The sequence below is a fragment of the Hydrogenophaga crocea genome, assembly GCF_011388215.1.
In the GTDB taxonomy this organism is placed as follows: Bacteria; Pseudomonadota; Gammaproteobacteria; order Burkholderiales; family Burkholderiaceae_C; genus Hydrogenophaga; species Hydrogenophaga crocea.
This window is the reverse complement of record NZ_CP049989.1, coordinates 1,509,692-1,527,442: the sequence shown is the minus strand read 5'-3', so window position 1 is coordinate 1,527,442 and position 17,751 is coordinate 1,509,692. Positions and strand designations below refer to the sequence as shown.

Below are 17,751 nucleotides of genomic sequence, written 5' to 3'. Positions count from 1 at the left end.
GGCTTTCCATCGGTTCTCTCCAATGTTTAGTGTCTGACCTGTGTCGTAGTCGGGGTCTCCTCGTTTTCAGTGCAATAAGTGACGGTACGAAAAGCTAGCACTGGCGCGGAGGTGGTGTTGGTAGATCGTTGATTTCATTGACTTTCCTGTTCACTTTCAAATCTGCGATTCGTGGCGTCAAACCGTGGTCGGTTTCATCCATTGGTGCCAGTTATCGATGCATTTGGCCGCGAAGGCAGGATTTGGTCAGCATAGCGGTCAACCGGGAAGCGAAACACACCCCGCAAGTTGATGCTCTCCAGCCTGGTGGGCGCAATCTTCCCGATCAGTTCCGGTGGAATGACCTGGCGGCGGTTCGACCAGCGATCCAGGACCGCCTGCATCTGTGAGGTATTCCACGCCATCACGATGTTGGCCATCAGGCTCAACGCATCGGCCACAGCCTGCATTTCATCGATACGTTTGGCCTGCGCCGGGCTGATCCGGCCGGTATAAATGGCGCGCTTGAGGGCGTTAACAGCCTCGCCCCGATTGAGCACCCGGCGCAACTCGTTCCTGAAAGCGTCCTTGACAAAGTAGTCAGCCAAAAACGCCGTACGCAGCAACCGCCCCAATTGCACGCCAGCCTCATAGATTGGATCGCCCTGGGCGGCAGAACCGAACCGCGCAAGAGCTGCCACCGCACTGGCATGTCCGCTCATGACCGAGGCTGCCAGGTGCACCAGACTATCCCAATGCTTTTCGATCAAAGCGACGTCGACATTGGCTTCGCACACCGCAGCGATTTCTGCGGGCACTTTGGTGCCGCGTGGCACAAAGAGGTGGCGCTGTTTGAGTTCCTTCAACCGCGGGCAAAGATCAAAACCAAGCAAACGGGCATGTGACATGGCAAAGTCGGTGTAGCCATGGGTATCCACAGCAAGCTGGCTGGTCTCCAGCTTTTCTTGGCGGATGACACCTTCAATGGCCACGCCCGCCTGGCGCTCATTGAGCACAAAGGGCTGCGCATGGAAGATGCCCCACCGGTCTTTTACATGGGAGTAGATTCCAATGGAAGGTGTGTTGCGCCGAGGATCAAGCCGGGCTTGCCACACCCGTTTGGTGGTCTCCATGGTCATCATGTCAGAAGATGCCAAATCGGACCGCCCCCAGGTGGCGGCAATCGGGTGTCGCTGCATGAATTCCAGCACAGCCTGGCAGGCCTGGCTCAGACGCCGTTCGTCCCGCGCCCAGCGCATGGCCTGGCGAATGCTGGTGGCAGACAATTGCGGAATCATGCGCGCGCATTCGACCGCAGTCAGACTGGTGCCGTGGGCCATGATGCCGGCATAGACCATCAGCAGCTCGTCGGTAGAGCGCGGCTCACGTCCGAGCATGATCCAGCTAAAGCGCACCTGGGCGTCAACGGCCAGAATCACTTCCGGCAATTGAACCTCACCGATGCGGTGATCCAAAGCCGCGCGCAGCTTGGTCACTTCTGGGTCTTCGTCCTCTGCGGGCAATGGCGACAAATGGAGTTCATCATCCACGCGCAGTACGCCACTGCGGGCTGCAGCGGCCACCGCATCGACACCGGCAGTTACTCTGGCCAGCAAAGGCTTCAAGAAAGTGGCAGCCTTGCTGGGTAACGATAGACGGGCATAGTGTTTCTTGGACTCTGCCTGCCAACGCTCGTCCGTGAAGAACAAGCGCGCACGACCCCGAAAGCTCAGGCTGTGCTCAATCCAGACCGAGCCATTGCGCACCGCGCGGCGCAGGGCAAACAGGGTGGCCACCTCCAACGCCTGAAACGCCCGTTCCCGGTCTGGGCTGGAGATCGAAACCTGCCAGATCATTCCCAGACTTGGTGCCACCACTTCAACTGGCAGCTTTCTGGATCCTTTGAGATATAAAGCTTGCAGCTTGGCAAGGTACTCGATGGCAGGATGCTCGCCGGTGGCCTGCCAGGGCAGCTTTGCAATGGCGACGAGCAACGACCGCACGGGGCGAATTCCATCAATCAATCCCTCGCGGACCAGGGAGGCCCTGCTCGGTGGTTTGCGTTTCTGGGTTTCGGTGATCAAGGCTTCAAGACGGGCACGCAACTCAGCATCTGGCACCGCACCTTGCGCGCTCAAGGCAACAAGTTCGCCGAGCAGCGTTTTGTACATTGCGGCCCAATTGACGGTAGCGGGGACATCGGCGGCAGCCTGACGCCACAGATCGGCGATCCGGCGCTGCACCATAAGGATCAACTGGTCTGTGGTGGTGAACAGGCAATACCGAAGAAAGCATGCGACCTCCACGGTGCGCGCTGGCTCTTTGATCTTGGCTCCGGCTGAGGGCGGCCTGGAGACAAGTCGGCGCGCGTAGCGGCGCAAGATGAGATCGGGGATGTCTGCCAGGTGCTTATGAACGTCCAGCGTGTAAAGCAGGTCGATGCGCTCCAGTACCTCGCTGATTTGGCGGGTTGAGTGTTTCGCCGGTGCAGCCCATAGCCAACTCTGCTGGGTTTGTCCATCTGGGCGCAGCTCTGAAACTGAGGCTCGCCAGCGATCAAGTGTTGCTGGATCAACGCTGGCGGCGATGGCGGTGCCTGTTTCAACTTCAAGCTGGGCAAGTGCCGCCGCAATCAGTGTCCGAATTGCCCGCTCGTGCACGATCACCAGCTTGTTCTTGTACAGCCATTGACGCGCCCGCACGAGTAGCTGATCGCGGTCGGCGCAGCGCGCCACTTCGTCGCGCAGTTCACGTACCAGTGAGCGGCGCTGGTGCTCGCTCATCCACTGGAATCCAAGGACCGTGCAGGCTACTTGTTGGTGATCGAATAGCGTGCGCCCGCGTTCATACATGGCTCTCAGCGAGGCGACTTCTGGTGCTGCAATGCCAAGCTCGTTGCCAAGGTGGCGCCACAAGGCTACTGGAATTACCCGAAAGGCACCGAGCAAACGCCCACTCATGCGCAGGAAACCAATATGGAGCGCCAGACCAAGCTTGTGGGAATCACCTCGGCGTGCATTGATTGCGTCGCGCTCGGCACCATCGAGGGTGAAAAATGCCTTCATCTCGAAGTCGCTGATATCGCGGGGGAGCCCACGCATCCCCAAAAACGTTGTGTGCCAACCCTGCATCGTGAACCTCAAAAGTGGGAGGCCACCATACCCGTTTACAAAGCGAACAGGAAAGTCAATGAAATCAACGGTCTACCCAGACCACCCCCGCGCCAGTGCTAGCTTTGCGTACCGTCACTTATTGCACTGAAAACGAGGAGACCCCGTACAGCGCGCCGGCATCGACGCCGCTGACGTGGACGACGTCATCATGGGTTGCGCTACGCCCGAAGGCGCCACGGGCAGCAACATCGCACGCCAGATCGCGCTGAAGGCCGGCCTGCCCATCACGGCATCGGGCGTGACCGTCAACCGCTTCTGTTCGTCGGGCCTGCAGACCATCGCCATGGCTGCCCAGCGCATCATCGCGGGCGAGGCCGATGTGTTTGTGGCCGGGGGCGTCGAAAGCATCTCCTGCGTGCAGCAGGAGATGAATCTGCACATGATCCAGGACCTGGCCCTGGCCAAGCAAAAGCCCGAGATCTACTGGAGCATGCTGCAGACTGCCGAGCAGGTGGCCAAGCGCTACAACATCGGCCGCGAAGCCATGGACGAGTACGGTGCGGGCAGCCAGCAAAAGGCCTGCGCTGCCCAGGCCGCCGGCCTGTTCGATGCCGAAATCGCCCCCATCACCGTGACGGCCGGCGTGGCTGACAAGACGCTGGGCCTGATCACCAAGCAGGTCACGGTGAGCAAGGACGAAGGCACGCGGGAAGGCACCACGGTGGATGCCATCAGCGGCCTGCGCTCGGCACTGCCGGGTGGTCTGATCTCTGCTGGCAACGCCAGCCAGTTCAGCGATGGCGCTGGCGCCTGCGTGGTGGCCAGCGAAGAGTACGCCAGCAAGAAGGGCCTGAAGCCTCTGGGCCGTTTCCTCGGCTTTGCGGTGGCCGGCTGCGAGCCTGACGAAATGGGCATTGGCCCCGTGTTCGCCGTGCCCAAGGTGCTCAAGAAGCTGGGCCTGACGGTGCAGGACATCGACCTGTGGGAGCTGAACGAGGCTTTTGCCGTGCAGGTGCTGTACTGCCGCGACAAGCTGGGCATCCCGGCGGACCGCCTGAACGTGAACGGCGGCGCCATCGCCCTGGGCCACCCCTATGGTGTGTCGGGCCAGCGCCTCACGGGCCATGCGCTGATCGAAGGCAAGCGCCGCGGGGCAAAGAAAGTCTGCGTGACCATGTGCATTGGCGGCGGCATGGGCGCGGCGGGCGTGTTTGAAGTGTTGTAGTTGCTGACGACGGGTTGAAGCGAACACGCCCTGCGCAGGCCGGACGCCAGCCTTCCACAGTCGGGGGTGGAACGGCCTGCCAACGGGCGGCTTCAAGTTGACAACGCAGCTTCGTCGCGCTGTGTCGCGCAGAGGAGATGCCAAGGGTGCGCGCCGCTCGACCGCATGAAGGCCACGTCCAATCTTGCTCGTTCTCAGAGCGCAGTCCGCAAATGGGGTTAACCCCGATGTAGGCGCCGGTTGCTTTGATGAAAATCAAACCTTTGGCCTGCATATGGGCCTGCCGGAGTTGCTGTTTATGAGTCAACTTGTTGCGCCTGATGAAGTTCCCCGCTGGATACCCGGCCAGCTGACGCTTGACAGCGTGCCGGTCGGTTGGGATCAGGTGACGCTCAAGGGCTATCAGTACACGTCCCTTGACGTTGAAATTCCCTCCATGCGCGACTACATGCTCGTGCGTTACAAGTGCGATGACGCGGTCATGAGCCGGCGCGCAGGTGGCGCTTGGCGCAGCGAGCGGGTGGGGCGGGGCGTGTGTTCGCTGCTGACGCGCGGCGAGTCGTCTCAGTGGAAGTGGGACCGCCCGATTGACGTCACGCACATCTACCTGGCGCACACCGAGCTGTGCCGTGTCGCCGAAGAAGTTTTTGAGCGAAGCGTGAGTGATGTGGGCATGGAAGACTGCGTGCGTGCCCAGGACGACATCCTGCCCGGCCTAATGTCCGCCTTCGAGTCCGAGTTGGAAAGCGGCGGGCTTGGCGGCGGGCTGTACCGGTCGTCGCTGGTGAATCAGCTTTGCGTTCATCTGCTTCGCCGCTATGCCAAGGCCGGCGTGCGCGAGGTGCCGCTGGCCGGCCGCATGGCAGATTGGCAGCGGCGGCGCCTTGTGCAGTATGTCGAGGACAACCTGGATCGCAACCTCAAGCTCGATGAGATGGCGCGCGAGGCGGGCGTGAGTGTGTCCGGGCTGATCCGCAAGTTCCATGCAGAGTTTGGCTGCGCACCGCACGCCTATGTTTTGCGCCAGCGCCTGGAGCGCGCCCGGCGCCTGCTCAGCCGTCCGGTGGCTGTGCCGCTGAAGTGCATTGCCATGGACTGCGGCTTCTCCGACCAGAGCCATCTGGTGCGCCACTTCAAGCGGGCTTTCAAGCAAACGCCCGTGGAGTACCGCAGCACGGTGAACGCGGCGGCGCTGCGCGCGACCGAAAATTTCATCAACTGAGCGGCCTGCTGGTCAAACCCGACGATGGACGAGGTCAGGGTCCTCATCCATGTGGCACGCGCCAAGCGGGGCCTGGGGGCGATCTGTTGATCCGGCGGGATTTATTCGCCAACCCCGTTCGGGCTGAGCCCTTCGACAAGCACAGGTTGAACGGGGTTATGTCTCAGCAATAAACCGTGCAATATCAATAATTGACGAGTACCAATGTCAGCTGCCCGTTCGCGACACGCCCGCGCCGCCATGGGGTGCTGCTGGCGGGCAATGGCAGCCTGCGCTTCAGTGAGACTGCCCATTTTTGTGGATTGGCAGTCTTTGCGCCTTAATTGAGTTGCGACACGAACTTGGTGGTCAGGTAGCCGTCGAAGGTTTCACTGCCGCCCTCGCTGCCATAGCCGCTTTCCTTGATGCCGCCAAACGGTGTCTCGGCCAGCGCAAGCCCGATGTGGTTGATGGACACCATGCCGGCTTCCAGCCCGCGCGAGATCTGGTGCGCGTTCTTCAGTGACGTGGTGAAGGCATACGACGCCAGGCCAAAGGGCAGGCTGTTGGCGCGCGAAAGCACTTCTTCCACGGTCTTGAATCGCACCATGCCGGCCATCGGGCCGAAGGGCTCTTCGGTCATGAAGCGCGAGTCGTCGGGCAGGTCGGCCAGCACCGTGGGGGCGAAGAAGTTGCCGTCGCCTTGCAGCCGATGGCCGCCCGTTACGATCTTGGCGCCGCGCTGGCGGGCGTCTTCCACGAAACCCTCCATGGCAGCGACGCGGCGCGGTTGCGCCAACGGCCCCATGCGGTTGGTTTCAACCAGCCCGTCTCCGACCGCCAGTGCCTGTGCCCGCTGCGCAAATCGTTCGACGAAACGGTCATACACGCCGTCCTGCACATAAAAGCGCGTGGGGGAGATGCACACCTGTCCCGCGTTGCGGAACTTGAAGCCCGACAGCACGTCTGCCGCGCGGTCGATGTCCGCATCGTCACACACGATCACGGGCGCGTGGCCGCCCAGCTCCATGGTGCTGCGCTTCATGTTCGCACCGGCCAGCGCTGCCAGCTGCTGCCCCACAGGTGTGGAGCCCGTGAAGGAAATCTTACGCACGATGGGAGAGCGGATCAGGTAGTCCGAGATCATTCCGGAATCGCCCGACACCACATTCAGCACGCCCGGCGGCAAGCCGGCGTCATGAAACAGCTGGGCAATTGCCAGCACCGAGGCCGGTGTGTCGCTGGAACCTTTGAGGATGACAGTGCACCCCGCGCCAATGGCCGCGACCACCTTGCGAAAGGCTTGGCTGAACGGGAAGTTCCAGGGCGAGAAGGCCACGCACACGCCGATGGGTTCACGCAGCACCGTCTGCTGCACGCTGGCATCGCGGGGTGGAATGAGGCGGCCATAGATGCGCCGGCATTCCTCGGCATGCCACTCGGCGTGCTCGGCGCAGACCGCCACTTCGCCCACGCCCTCGGCCAGGGGCTTGCCCTGCTCCAGGGTGAGATTGCGGCCGATTTGCGGCGCACGTTCGCGAATCAATCCTGCGACGGCTTTCAGCACCTGCGCGCGCTGCATCGCCGTGCTGCTGCGCCACGACGCGAAGGCGCGCTGTGCCGCTGCCAGCGCCATGTCCAGGTCGGCCTGGGTGGCATGCGGCAGCTGGCCGATCACCTGGTTGTTGGCGGGGTTCAGTACATCCTGCTCGCGGCGGCCTTCGCCGCGCAGCATTTGTCCGTCAATGTAGAGGCTGAGTTGGGGATACATGGTGTGCTCTTTCAGAAACTCATGGGATCAGTCATGGGATCAGTACGGCACGCCCGATCACCTTGCCGTGGTGCAGGTCGTCAATGGCCTGGTTCACCTGGGCCATCGGGCGGCGCGACACCGGAATCGACTTCATGCCGCTGCGCTTGACCAGTTCCACCAGCTCTCGCAGTTCGGACAGGGTGCCGACGTAGCTGCCCTCGATGCACAGCGGGCGCAGCGGGATGGTCGCCAGCGAGATGGTCAGGTCACCACCCATAAGCCCGCAGATGACGATGTGTCCGCCGCGGCGGGCACTTTGCATCGCCAGCGAGACAGTCGGGGCCGAGCCCACCAGGTCCAGAATCTGGCCGGCACCGCCTTCGGTCGCCGCGATGATCTGGCTGGCCGCATCGGCCGCCTTGCCGTCGATCACCGACAGCGCGCCAGCGGCCAATGCGGCTTCGCGCTTGGCAGGGTCGATGTCCACCACGATGGCGCCTTTGCCTCCCAGGGCCTTGAGCACCTCGATGGCCATCAGGCCCAGGCCGCCGGCACCGATGATGACGACGGGCTCATGGTGGATGCCGTCGCCCAGCTTCTTGATGGCGCTGTAGGTCGTCACGCCCGCGCAGGCCAGAGGCGCTGCCTCGGCCTCGTCCAGGCCGTCGATGTTGACCAGGTAGCGCGGGTGGGGAACGATCACGTAGTCGGCAAAACCACCGGGGCGTGCCACGCCAAGGGCGCGGCCCTTCAGGCAGAGATTCTCGTCGCCGCGCAGGCAGGTGGGGCATTCACCGCAACCGATCCAGGGATGGATCAGGAAGCGGCCACCCACCTTGACCTCACCAGCGTCCGCACCGGCCGATACCACCTCGCCACAGATTTCGTGGCTGAGGATGATGGGCGGCTTGATGCCCCGGTCCGCCAGGTTCAGCCGCTTGCCGCCTCCCAGGTCGTAAAAGCCCTCCCAGATGTGCAGGTCCGTGTGGCAAAGGCCAGCGGCCTTCACCCGCACAAGCACCTCGGTTTCCACGGGCTGCGGAGTCTCACGCTCGACGAGTTCAAGCGGCTTTGAATGGTGCATCACGCAATAACAGCGCATGGTGTGTGTTTCCTTGAGTATCTGGATTTCAAAAAATGGCAGACGCTACATCGCAGCGGCCATCGCCTAATGGCAGCTTGCTATAACTGAGCCATCCAATTCTTCAGGCGGCCGTCGGTGCCCGGCGGCCGCCTGCGCGATCAATACAGCTTCAGCAGGCGCAGGTTGATCTGGTTGTTGGCCTTGAAGCCTTCGCGCACATGGATGTCGCGGCCATAGGTGGCGATCAACTGCAGGTCGGGCTGCATGAACCACGCGGTGCCCACGTTGAACTTGGTGGTGGACTGGCGGTTGTTCTGGTCCACGCCGCCCACCTTGGTCTCGCCACCGAAGGTGTGGAACAGGGCAGCGCGCAGGTCCAGCGTCGGGCTGAGCTGGTAGCGCAAATGGGTCTGCAGCTGGTACAGCGGCTTTTGCTTCATCTCGGTTCTGCCGCCCGCGCCGTTGTTGAAGTCGTCGTTCTTGCCAAAGAGCGTCACGTCACCGGCGTAGTCCCAGTGGATGCCGGGCGCCAGTTGCACGATGCCGCCAGCCTGCAGCGCAAACTTGTAGCGGTTTTCGCCCAGGCCCAAAGACTGGTTGCGGTCATACGAGCCGGTCGGCAGCCACAGGTAAGGCGTGATGGCGAAGTGGTTCTTGTCACCGGGTTTGGTGAACCAGATTGCGGACGCGAGGATCAGGTCGCCCACGCTGCTTTTCGAGCCCAGGCCCGCAATGTCGTCCTTGGCGCTGAGCCGGCCAAAGGGCAGCAGAAACTGCGGGTCGATGATGAGGCCGCCCACTTCCATGAAGCGCACACCGCGCAAGATGCCCACGGTGGAGTCCAGCTGCGGGTTGATCGCCTGCCGGTTGCCCTGGCTGTATAGCTTGTCGCGCGTGGTGTGCTGGCCATAGACCACCAGCGCGGTGGTGCCGGCCGGCAGCGGTGTGTAGTCACCGGCGTCAAGTTCGATGGCGCTGGCCGTGCCGGCCTGCGCGAGGGCAGCCAGTGCGGTGGCCAGGGGTGCCAGTCGCTTGAAAAATTGCTTCATTGGTTTGTCTCCTGATGGGGGTCTTGTGCTTGCAGCGACGCCCCGGACTACCCGCTCGCGGCTTGAGTCCGGCGCGTTGCGGTTGACGATCAATTGGCCGTGTAGCCGCCGTCAACGACCAGTTCTGCGCCATGCACGAACGATGATTCGTCCGAGGCCAGGAACAGCACGGCCTGTGACACCTCGATCGGTTGCGCGGGGCGCTTGAGCAGCGTGGGGCCGAGCAGTGCCGGGCGGATGACCGGGTCGTCCAGCATGGCCTTGGTCATCTGGGTCTCAATCACGCCGGGGTGCACCGAGTTGACGCGGATATTGAACGGTGCCAGATCCACGGCGCAAGACTTGGTGAACAGGCGGACCGCGCCCTTGGAGGCTTCATAGGCGCTGGCACCGGGGGCACCGACCAGGCCGTAAATCGACGACACGTTGACGATGGTGCCGCCGCCGGCCTTTTGCATCAGCGGCACCGCCGCACGGGTGCCGATGAACAGGCCGCGCACGTTCACATCGAAGACGCGATCCCACTCGTCGTTGGTCGTGTCTTGCATGGGCTTGAGGATCAGAATGCCGGCGTTGTTCACCAGCACATCCAGACGGCCTGCACGCTCTGTGATTTGCGCCAGCGCGGCGTTCCATTGGGCTTCTTGTGTCACATCCAGCTGCAAAAAGTCGGCCTTGCCACCGTTTTTGCGGATGCTGTCCACGGTGGCTTGCCCTTCGGCTGCGTTCACGTCGGCCACGAACACCCAGGCGCCTTGCGCTGCCAGCAGCTCGCTGTGCGAGCGGCCCATGCCCATGGCACCGCCGGTCACCAAAATCACTTTGTTTTCTACGCGTTTCATGTTGTCTCCTTGGTTGGTTTTTTAAAAAATGCGCATTTACTGGAATACGAAACCCTCGTAGCCCTTGTTTTGCACTGCAGACAGCTCTTGCCGGTAAGCGCCGAGGCCGGCCATGTAGAAATACACGGTGTTGGTTTTGCCCGGGATGTTGGCGCCAAAAATCCAGGAGTCGGCCTTGGGGAACAGCGTCATGTGGGCGATGTCGTGGCAGGTTTTGGTCCAACCGGCTTCGGCCTCGGTGGTGGCTTCCACGGTTTTCAGATCCTTGGCGTTCACATCCTTGATCAGCGCGGCAATCCACTCGACCTGGCTCTCAATCGACGGCGGCAGGTTGGTGAACGGGCCGTTGGGGCCCAGCACCATGAACATGTTGGGGAAGTTGGCATTGGCCACGCCCATGTAGCTGCTGGGGCCCGATTTCCATTGCTCTTGAATCGTCAGGCCATTGCGGCCACGGATGTCGATCTTGGTGTAGTTGCCATCCACCGCATCAAAGCCGGTGGCAAAAATCAGCATGTCCAGTTCGTGCTCCACGCCATCGGTGGTTTTCACGCCCTTGGGGGTGATTTCGACAATCGGGTTGGCCTTGACATCGACCAGATCGACATTGGGCCGGTTGTAGGTGGCGTAGTAGCCGCTGTCGCACAAAGGGCGCTTGGCGTACAGGTCTTGCGGCATGAGCTTGCGCGCCGTCTCGGGGTCCTTGACGATTTCGGCAATCTTGCCGCGGATGAAGTCTTGCGCCGCCTTGTTGGCGCGCTCATCGGTGGCGATGTCGCAGAAGGTTTCGAACATGAAGCGGAAACCGCCGCCGTTGTCCCAGGCTTTCTGGAACACGGCCTGGCGCTCTTCTTCCGACACGCTCATGGCCGACACGGTGCTCTCCTTGAAGCCAAAGGCCACCACCGAGCCCTTCACCTGCTCCCAGATCTCGTCGTAGTTCTTCTTCACCTCTGCCACGTATTCGGGCGTGACCGGGCCGTTGCCCACGGGCACGCTGTACTGGGGCGAGCGTTGGAACACCGTCAGATGGCCCACCTTGGGCGCAATGGCGGTGATGACCTGGGTGCCGGTGGAGCCCGTGCCAATCACGCCCACGCGCTTGCCGTCGTATTGCACGCCTTCGGGCCAGTTGCCGGTGTGCAGCCACTCGCCCTGGAAGGTGTCCAGGCCCTTGATCTTGGGGACGTTGGTGGCCGACAGCAGGCCCAGCGCGGTCACCAAAAACTTGGCGGTGTAGGCCTCGCCGGTGTCGGTTTTCACTTCCCACAGGTTGGTGGTTTCGTTGAAGTGCGCGGCCGTGACGCCGGTGTTCAGCTGAATGTCGGGGCGCAGGTTGTAGCGGTCGGCCACATGCTCCAGATACGACAGGATTTGCGGCTGCGTCACATAGCGCGTGGTGATGTGCATCTCCTGCAGCAGCTCTTTATCCCACGAATAGCAGTAAACAAAGGTCTCGGTGTCCGACAGCGCGCCGGGGTAGCGGTTCCAGTACCAGGTGCCGCCCACGCCGCCGGCCTTGTCGAAGACGCGCACTTTCAGGCCCTGCTCGTCGCGCAGCTTTTTCAGCATGTACATGCCGCCAAAGCCGGCGCCGATGACGATTGCGTCCAGATGTTTGGTGTTTTTCATGGTGAGTCTCTCTAAGTTGCGGCCACAGCTGCGCCTGGCGGCGACGTAGTGGCCTGCGTTGTTGCAATGAGGAAAATTTCCCCAAGGCTCCTCGGCCTCGGGGTCTTGGCTAACTGGAGCTCAGGCGCCCTTGAACCACTGGGCAATGCGCCGCAGCTCGTCGTCGGCCTCGGGGGCGCGACCCGCCAGGAACGGGAAGACGTGCTGCATGCCGTCCACCACCGATAGCGTGACGTTCACGCCCGCCGCCTTGGCGATGCGCTCCAGGTCTTGCGCGTTGTCCAGCAGGGTTTCGGCACTGCCGGCGTTGATGTACAGGCGCGGAAAGCCCGTGTAGTCGGCCTTCAGCGGATTGGCCAGCGGGTCGGTGCGTGAGCCCTTCTCGCCCAGGAACATGCCCGACATGCCCTCCAGAACGGCCTTGCTGACCAGGGCGTCGGTGGCCGCGTTGGTCTGCAGCGTCTTGCCGACATGCTCCATGTCGAGCCAGGGCGAAAAGGCAATCACCGCGCCCGGCAGCGCCACGCCGTCCTGGCGCAGCTTCAGCACCGTGGAGATGGCCAGGTTGCCGCCCGCCGAGTCGCCGCTGGTGACGATGTCGGCTGCTTTGAAGCCACGCGCCAGCAGTTCTTTGTAGACAGCCGTCGAATCCTCGATCTGGGCCGGATACGGATGCTCGGGCGCCCGGCGGTAGTCGATCACCACCGCGGTCGCGCCCAGATGCTTGGCCAGGTGACCGGCCAGCTTGCGATGGCTGGCGGCCGAGCCCACGGCAAAGCCGCCGCCGTGCGTGTACAGGATGACCTTCTTGGTGTCTGCGCCATGGGGCAGGGCCCAGATGGCTTCCACGCCGGCGAGCACGTCCGACTTGTAGGTCACGCCTTCAGGCTCGAGCGTGGGTTGATGCCACTCGTCGAACAGGCTGCGCAGGTCGGCGAGGGTCATCGCGGGGTTGGCGGCCATGCGGTCTGACCAGGACTGGTACAGCGCGCGCAGAAAATCGGATTGGGGTGAAGTACCCATGCATGTCTCCTTCGGTTGTGGTGAGCAGCGACTGATTATTCGGAGGCATTGCCCTCCCGTATTGAAGGTCCTGCGCACGCGCGTTGTAGAAAATGCGCAGTGACGGATGGTTCTACGGGTAAACCCCCGGGATTTACGGAGCCAATGGCATTCCATTGCCACAGCAGGGGTGTGGCCGCAGTAATGTGCGGGAGCGGTCGGCCTGGGTCACCCTCCTCGCCGCGTCGCGCAACGGACATGCCCGACGGGATGTGCACACCCATAATTTCCCGCATGACGACCCTGCGCTCCACCCTCGATTTCCTGCTTTACAACTGGCTGCAAGCCGAAACGCTGAACACACGCGAGCGCTTTGCCGACCATTCGCGCGAGACGTTTGACGCGGTGCTCGACACCTGCGAGCGCATCGCGCGCGAGAAGTACGCGCCGTTCAACCGCACGGTGGACACGCACGAGCCGCATTTCGATGGTGAACGCGTCACGCTGCCGCAGGCCACCAAGGATGCGTATGACGCCTACGCCGCCTCGGGCATGCTCAGCGCGGCGCAGGACTACGACATTGGCGGCATGCAGCTGCCCTACACGGTGGAGGCTGCGGCCAACAGCTTTTTTGCGGCCGCGTCGATCAGCATTGGGTCCAACCTGCTCACCTCGGGCAACGCCAACCTGCTCATGGTGCATGGCACCGATCTGCAAAAGCAGGTGTTTGCGCTCAACGAATTCAACGGCCGCTGGTCGGGCACCATGTGCCTGTCGGAGCCGCAGGCGGGCTCGTCCCTGTCCGACGTGGCCACGCGCGCCGTGCCGGATGGCGAGGGCTTTGAGAGCGACCCGCTGGGCCCGCGCTATCGCCTCAAAGGCAACAAGATGTGGATCAGTTCCGGCGACCACGAGCTGACCGAAAACATCGTGCACCTGGTGCTGGCCAAGATCCCGGGGCCGGACGGCAAGCTGGTGCCGGGCACCAAGGGCATCTCGCTGTTCATCGTGCCCAAGAAACTGGTGGATGCCGAAGGCCAACTGACTGGCGTGCGCAACGACGTGGCCCTGGCGGGCCTGAACCACAAGCTCGGCTGGCGCGGCACCACCAACACGCTGCTGAACTTTGGTGAAGGCAAGTACCCTGTGGATGGCGAGCCAGGCGCCGTGGGCTACCTGGGGTCGTCTCAGAAAACGGAAAATAAAGCACGCTAAGCAGGTTGCAACGGCCGCAGCGGCCTGAACTTGCCCGCGCCGATCTTGGCGCTGCTGCGCCAGAGGTAATCGCCGGTCAGGTTGATGTGCTCCCAGCCGAGCGGCGACAGGTACTGCAACAGCGCGTCATCGACGGCGTGGCCGTTGCCCCGCAGCGCGTGCGCAGCCCGTTCCAGATAGACCGTGTTCCATAGCACGACGGCCGCCGTCACCAGGTTGAGGCCGCTGGCACGGTAGCGCTGCTGCTCAAAGCTGCGGTCGCGGATTTCACCCAGACGGTTGAAGAACACGGCGCGGGCCAGCGCATTGCGGGCTTCGCCCTTGTTCAGCCCAGCGTGCACGCGACGGCGCAGCTCCACGCTTTGCAACCAATCCAGGATGAACAGCGTGCGCTCGATACGCCCCAGCTCGCGCAGGGCCACGGCCAGGCCGTTCTGGCGCGGATAGCTGCCGAGCTTGCGCAGCATCAGCGAAGCCGTCACCGTGCCCTGCTTGATCGACGTGGCCAGCCGTAGAATTTCATCCCAATGGGCGCGAATAGCCTTGATGTTCAGTCTGTCGCTGCTAATCATCGGCTTGAGCGCGTCGTAGACGGTGTCGCCCTTGGGGATGAACAGCTTGGTGTCGCCCAGGTCGCGGATGCGCGGCGCAAAGCGGAAGCCCAGCAGGTGCATCAGGCCAAATACATGATCGGTGAATCCTGCCGTATCGGTGTAGTGCTCCTCGATGCGCAGGTCGGACTCGTGGTACAGCAAGCCGTCGAGCACATAGGTCGAGTCGCGCACGCCGACATTGACCACCTTGGTGTGGAATGGCGCGTACTGGTCGGAGATGTGGGTGTAGAAAGTCCGCCCAGGACTGCTGCCATATTTCGGGTTGATGTGGCCAGTGCTCTCGGCCTTGCTGCCGGTTCGGAAATTCTGGCCGTCCGACGATGACGTGGTGCCGTCGCCCCAGTGCTCGGCGAAGGGATGCCGGAACTGCGCATTGACCAGTTCGGCCAGCGCCGACGAATAGGTTTCGTCGCGGGTATGCCAGGCTTGGAGCCAGGCGAGCTTGGCGTAGGTCGTTCCGGGGCAGGACTCCGCCATCTTGGTCAGACCCAGGTTGATGGCGTCGGCCAGGATCGTGGTCAGCAGCAGGTTCTTGTCCTTGGCCAGGTCGCCCGATTTCAGGTGCGCGAAGTGCCGGGTGAAGCCTGTCCATTCGTCTACCTCCAGCAGCAGTTCGGTGATCTTGACGTGCGGCAGGATCATTGCTGTCTGGTCGATCAGCGCCTGCGCGGTGTCGGGCACCGCCGCATCGAGCGGCGTGATCTTCAGGCCCGACTCCGTGATGATGGCGTCCGGCAGCTCGTTGGCCAGCGCCATGCGGTTGACGGTGGCGAGCTGCGTTTCCAGCAGCGTCAGCCGGTCATGCAGGTACTGGTCGCAATCGGTGGCCACGGCCAGCGGCAATTCGCTGGCCTGCTTGAGGCTGGCGAATTTCGCGGGTGGCACCAGGTAGTCCTCGAAGTCCTTGAACTGGCGCGATCCCTGCACCCAGATGTCGCCGGAGCGCAGGGCGTTTTTCATCTCCGACAGCGCGCACAGTTCGTAGTAGCGCCGATCGATGCCGGTGTCGGTCATCACCAGCTTCTGCCAGCGCGGCTTGATGAAATCGGTTGGCGCGTCGGCGGGCACCTTGCGGGCGTTGTCGCTGTTCATGTTGCGCAGCACTTCGATGGCCTCCAGCACATCCTTGGCAGCGGGCGCGGCCCGCAGCTTGAGCACGGCGAGGAATTCCGGCGCGTAGCGACGCAGCGTGGCGTAGCTCTCGCCGATGCGGTGCAGGAAATCGAAGTCCTCGGGCTGCGCGAGCTTCTGCGCTTCGGTGACGCTCTCGGCGAAGGCGTCCCAGGACATGACGGCCTCGATGGCGGCAAACGGATCGCGGCCCGATTGCTTGGCCTCGATCAGTGCCTGACCGATACGCCCGAACAGCCGCACCTTGGCGTTGATCGCCTTGCCGGACGCCTGGAACTGCTGCTGATGCTTGTTCTTGGCGGCGTTGAACAGCTTGCCCAGGATGCGGTCGTGCAGGTCGATGATTTCGTCGGTGACGGTGGCCATGCCTTCAATGGCGAGCGCCACCAGGGTCGCGTAGCGCCGCTGCGCCTCGAACTTGGCCAGGTCGGCGGGTGTCATCTGGCCGCCCTCGCGGGCGATCTTGAGCAGCCGGTTTTGGTGGATCAGCCGCTCGATGCCGGTAGGCAGATCGAGCGCCTGCCATGCCTTGAGTCGTTCGATGTGCTCCAGCATATGCCGCGAATTGGGCTTGACGGGTGACTGGCGCAGCCAGGCCAGCCAAGTCGTCTTGCCGTTGTCCCGGCGCTTGAGCAGATCGTCGAGGCGGCGGCGATGCGCGTCCGACAGTGGTTCGGCCAAGGCGTAGTAGATGCGCCGGTTGGCGCGGGTGATCGCTTCGGCGCTCGCCCGCTCGACGGCGTTGAGGGCAGGCAGAATGACCGACTGCCGCCGCAGATGCTCGATCAAGGCGCTGGCCAGCACAATGCCCTTGTCGGTTTGCATGGCCAGCTCGGTCAGCGTGTGGACGGCCTGCCGGTAGTGGCTCATGGTGAAGGGCTGGAAGCCGAACACCGTTTGCAACTCGACCAGATGCTCGCGCCGGGTCTGCTCCCGCTGCCCGTACTCGCCCCAGCTTTCGACACTGACCTTGAGCTGGTCGGCGACCAGTTTCAGCAAGGGCGGAAACGGCGGCTCATCGACGCCAAGGAGGATGCCGGGAAAGCGCAGGTAGCAGAGCTGAACTGCAAAGCCCAAGCGGTTCGCAGGCCCGCGCCGTTGCCGGATGATGGAGAGGTCGGTATCGCTGAACGTGTAGTATCGGATCAAGTCGTCCTTGGTATCCGGCAACGCCAACAGGCTTTCCCGCTCGGCGGCGGACAGAATGGAACGACGTGGCATATTTACTGATCCGCTCTCAAGTATTGATACAGGGTCTCCCGGCTGACACCAAACTCGCGGGCCAGCTTCGCTTTTTGTTCGCCGGCGGCGGCCCGCTGCCGCAGATCGGCTACCTGTTCGGGCGACAGCGCTTTCTTGCGGCCCCGGTAGGCTCCGCGTTGCTTGGCGAGCGCGATGCCTTCCCTCTGCCGCTCGCGGATCAAGGCCCGCTCGAATTCAGCGAACGCCCCCATGACCGACAGCATCAGGTTCGCCATCGGCGAATCCTCGCCGGTGAAGGTCAGGCTCTCCTTGACGAACTCGATGCGCACGCCGCGCTTGGTGAGCTTTTGCACGAGGCGGCGCAAGTCATCGAGGTTGCGCGCCAAGCGATCCATGCTGTGAACCACCACGGTGTCGCCTTCGCGCACGAAGGCCAGCAGCGAATCAAGCTCGGGCCGCTGGGTGTCCTTGCCCGACGCCTTGTCGGTGAACACCTTGCCGACTTCGACGTGTTCAAGTTGCCGTTCCGGGTTCTGGTCGAAGCTGCTGACCCGGACGTAGCCGATGCGTTGACCCTGCAAGATGCCTCCCTGGACGAAAATGTCAGGAAGAAATCTATGACCTTTTTCAGCTAGTGTCAATAAATAACACAACCGACTCTATTCTGACGTTGTGAGGCAGTCTACCCTGACATCCGGTTAGGGTATG

At 62.7% G+C, this 17,751-nt stretch carries 11 protein-coding genes and 1 pseudogene; 3 read left to right on the top strand and 9 right to left on the bottom strand.

The features are described from left to right. Positions 1–194: 194 nt before the first annotated feature. Positions 195–3,110, bottom strand: coding sequence for a Tn3-like element IS1071 family transposase (locus G9Q37_RS07290; RefSeq protein WP_166226538.1), 2,916 nt, complete (start codon positions 3,108–3,110; stop codon positions 195–197). Positions 3,111–3,270: 160 nt separating this feature from the next. Here G9Q37_RS07290 and G9Q37_RS07285 point away from each other — a divergent pair, with 160 nt between their 5' ends. Both G9Q37_RS07285 and G9Q37_RS07280 read left to right on the top strand, forming a co-directional pair. Then, positions 3,271–4,317 carry an acetyl-CoA C-acyltransferase gene (locus tag G9Q37_RS07285; protein WP_067407181.1) on the top strand — a complete coding sequence of 349 codons (1,047 nt, stop codon included), beginning with the start codon at positions 3,271–3,273 and terminating at the stop codon, positions 4,315–4,317. Positions 4,318–4,501: 184 nt separating this feature from the next. Further along, positions 4,502–5,539, top strand: a complete 1,038-nt coding sequence (locus G9Q37_RS07280; protein ID WP_233146004.1) for a helix-turn-helix domain-containing protein — start codon at positions 4,502–4,504, stop codon at positions 5,537–5,539. 319 nt (positions 5,540–5,858) lie between these two features. On the opposite strand, the gene G9Q37_RS07275 is transcribed toward G9Q37_RS07280, so the two are convergent. The 6 genes from G9Q37_RS07275 to G9Q37_RS07250 form a co-directional block, all read right to left on the bottom strand. Continuing rightward, positions 5,859–7,289, bottom strand: coding sequence for an NAD-dependent succinate-semialdehyde dehydrogenase (locus tag G9Q37_RS07275; protein ID WP_067399871.1), 1,431 nt, complete (start codon positions 7,287–7,289; stop codon positions 5,859–5,861). 31 nt (positions 7,290–7,320) lie between these two features. Continuing rightward, positions 7,321–8,373 carry an alcohol dehydrogenase gene (locus tag G9Q37_RS07270; RefSeq protein WP_067399868.1) on the bottom strand — a complete coding sequence of 351 codons (1,053 nt, stop codon included), beginning with the start codon at positions 8,371–8,373 and terminating at the stop codon, positions 7,321–7,323. A gap of 140 nt (positions 8,374–8,513) precedes the next feature. After that, a complete protein-coding gene (locus G9Q37_RS07265; protein WP_067399865.1) occupies positions 8,514–9,404 on the bottom strand; it encodes a transporter in 891 nt (296 codons plus the stop codon). An 89-nt stretch (positions 9,405–9,493) separates the two neighbouring features. Further along, a complete protein-coding gene (locus tag G9Q37_RS07260) occupies positions 9,494–10,246 on the bottom strand; it encodes a glucose 1-dehydrogenase (RefSeq protein ID WP_067399863.1) in 753 nt (250 codons plus the stop codon). 36 nt (positions 10,247–10,282) lie between these two features. Continuing rightward, complete coding sequence (locus G9Q37_RS07255; protein ID WP_125953050.1) at positions 10,283–11,878, bottom strand: flavin-containing monooxygenase; 1,596 nt, start codon at positions 11,876–11,878, stop codon at positions 10,283–10,285. A gap of 120 nt (positions 11,879–11,998) precedes the next feature. Beyond that, a complete protein-coding gene (locus tag G9Q37_RS07250) occupies positions 11,999–12,901 on the bottom strand; it encodes an alpha/beta hydrolase (RefSeq protein ID WP_067399857.1) in 903 nt (300 codons plus the stop codon). Positions 12,902–13,174: 273 nt separating this feature from the next. Here G9Q37_RS07250 and G9Q37_RS07245 point away from each other — a divergent pair. Then, positions 13,175–14,059: pseudogene (locus tag G9Q37_RS07245) on the top strand (acyl-CoA dehydrogenase family protein); the annotation flags it as partial. A gap of 32 nt (positions 14,060–14,091) precedes the next feature. Here the strand turns inward: G9Q37_RS07245 and G9Q37_RS07240 are convergent. Both G9Q37_RS07240 and G9Q37_RS07235 read right to left on the bottom strand, forming a co-directional pair. After that, positions 14,092–17,061 (bottom strand): Tn3 family transposase, encoded by a 2,970-nt coding sequence (locus G9Q37_RS07240; protein ID WP_011239983.1) that lies wholly within the window; start codon positions 17,059–17,061, stop codon positions 14,092–14,094. 2 nt (positions 17,062–17,063) lie between these two features. Further along, the gene (locus tag G9Q37_RS07235) at positions 17,064–17,624 is read right to left on the bottom strand and encodes a recombinase family protein (RefSeq protein WP_011239984.1); all 561 of its coding nucleotides are present in this window, start codon (positions 17,622–17,624) and stop codon (positions 17,064–17,066) included. Between the last annotated feature and the right edge of the window lie 127 nt (positions 17,625–17,751).

Bases quoted from the DNA above. Each gene is read 5' to 3' on its own strand.
- G9Q37_RS07290 (WP_166226538.1), bottom strand. From the start codon at position 3,110: ATGCAGGGTTGGCACACAACGTTTTTGGGGATGCGTGGGCTCCCCCGC.
- G9Q37_RS07275 (WP_067399871.1), bottom strand. From the start codon at position 7,289: ATGTATCCCCAACTCAGCCTCTACATTGACGGACAAATGCTGCGCGGC.
- G9Q37_RS07270 (WP_067399868.1), bottom strand. From the start codon at position 8,373: ATGCGCTGTTATTGCGTGATGCACCATTCAAAGCCGCTTGAACTCGTC.
- G9Q37_RS07265 (WP_067399865.1), bottom strand. From the start codon at position 9,404: ATGAAGCAATTTTTCAAGCGACTGGCACCCCTGGCCACCGCACTGGCT.
- G9Q37_RS07260 (WP_067399863.1), bottom strand. From the start codon at position 10,246: ATGAAACGCGTAGAAAACAAAGTGATTTTGGTGACCGGCGGTGCCATG.
- G9Q37_RS07255 (WP_125953050.1), bottom strand. From the start codon at position 11,878: ATGAAAAACACCAAACATCTGGACGCAATCGTCATCGGCGCCGGCTTT.
- G9Q37_RS07250 (WP_067399857.1), bottom strand. From the start codon at position 12,901: ATGGGTACTTCACCCCAATCCGATTTTCTGCGCGCGCTGTACCAGTCC.
- G9Q37_RS07240 (WP_011239983.1), bottom strand. From the start codon at position 17,061: ATGCCACGTCGTTCCATTCTGTCCGCCGCCGAGCGGGAAAGCCTGTTG.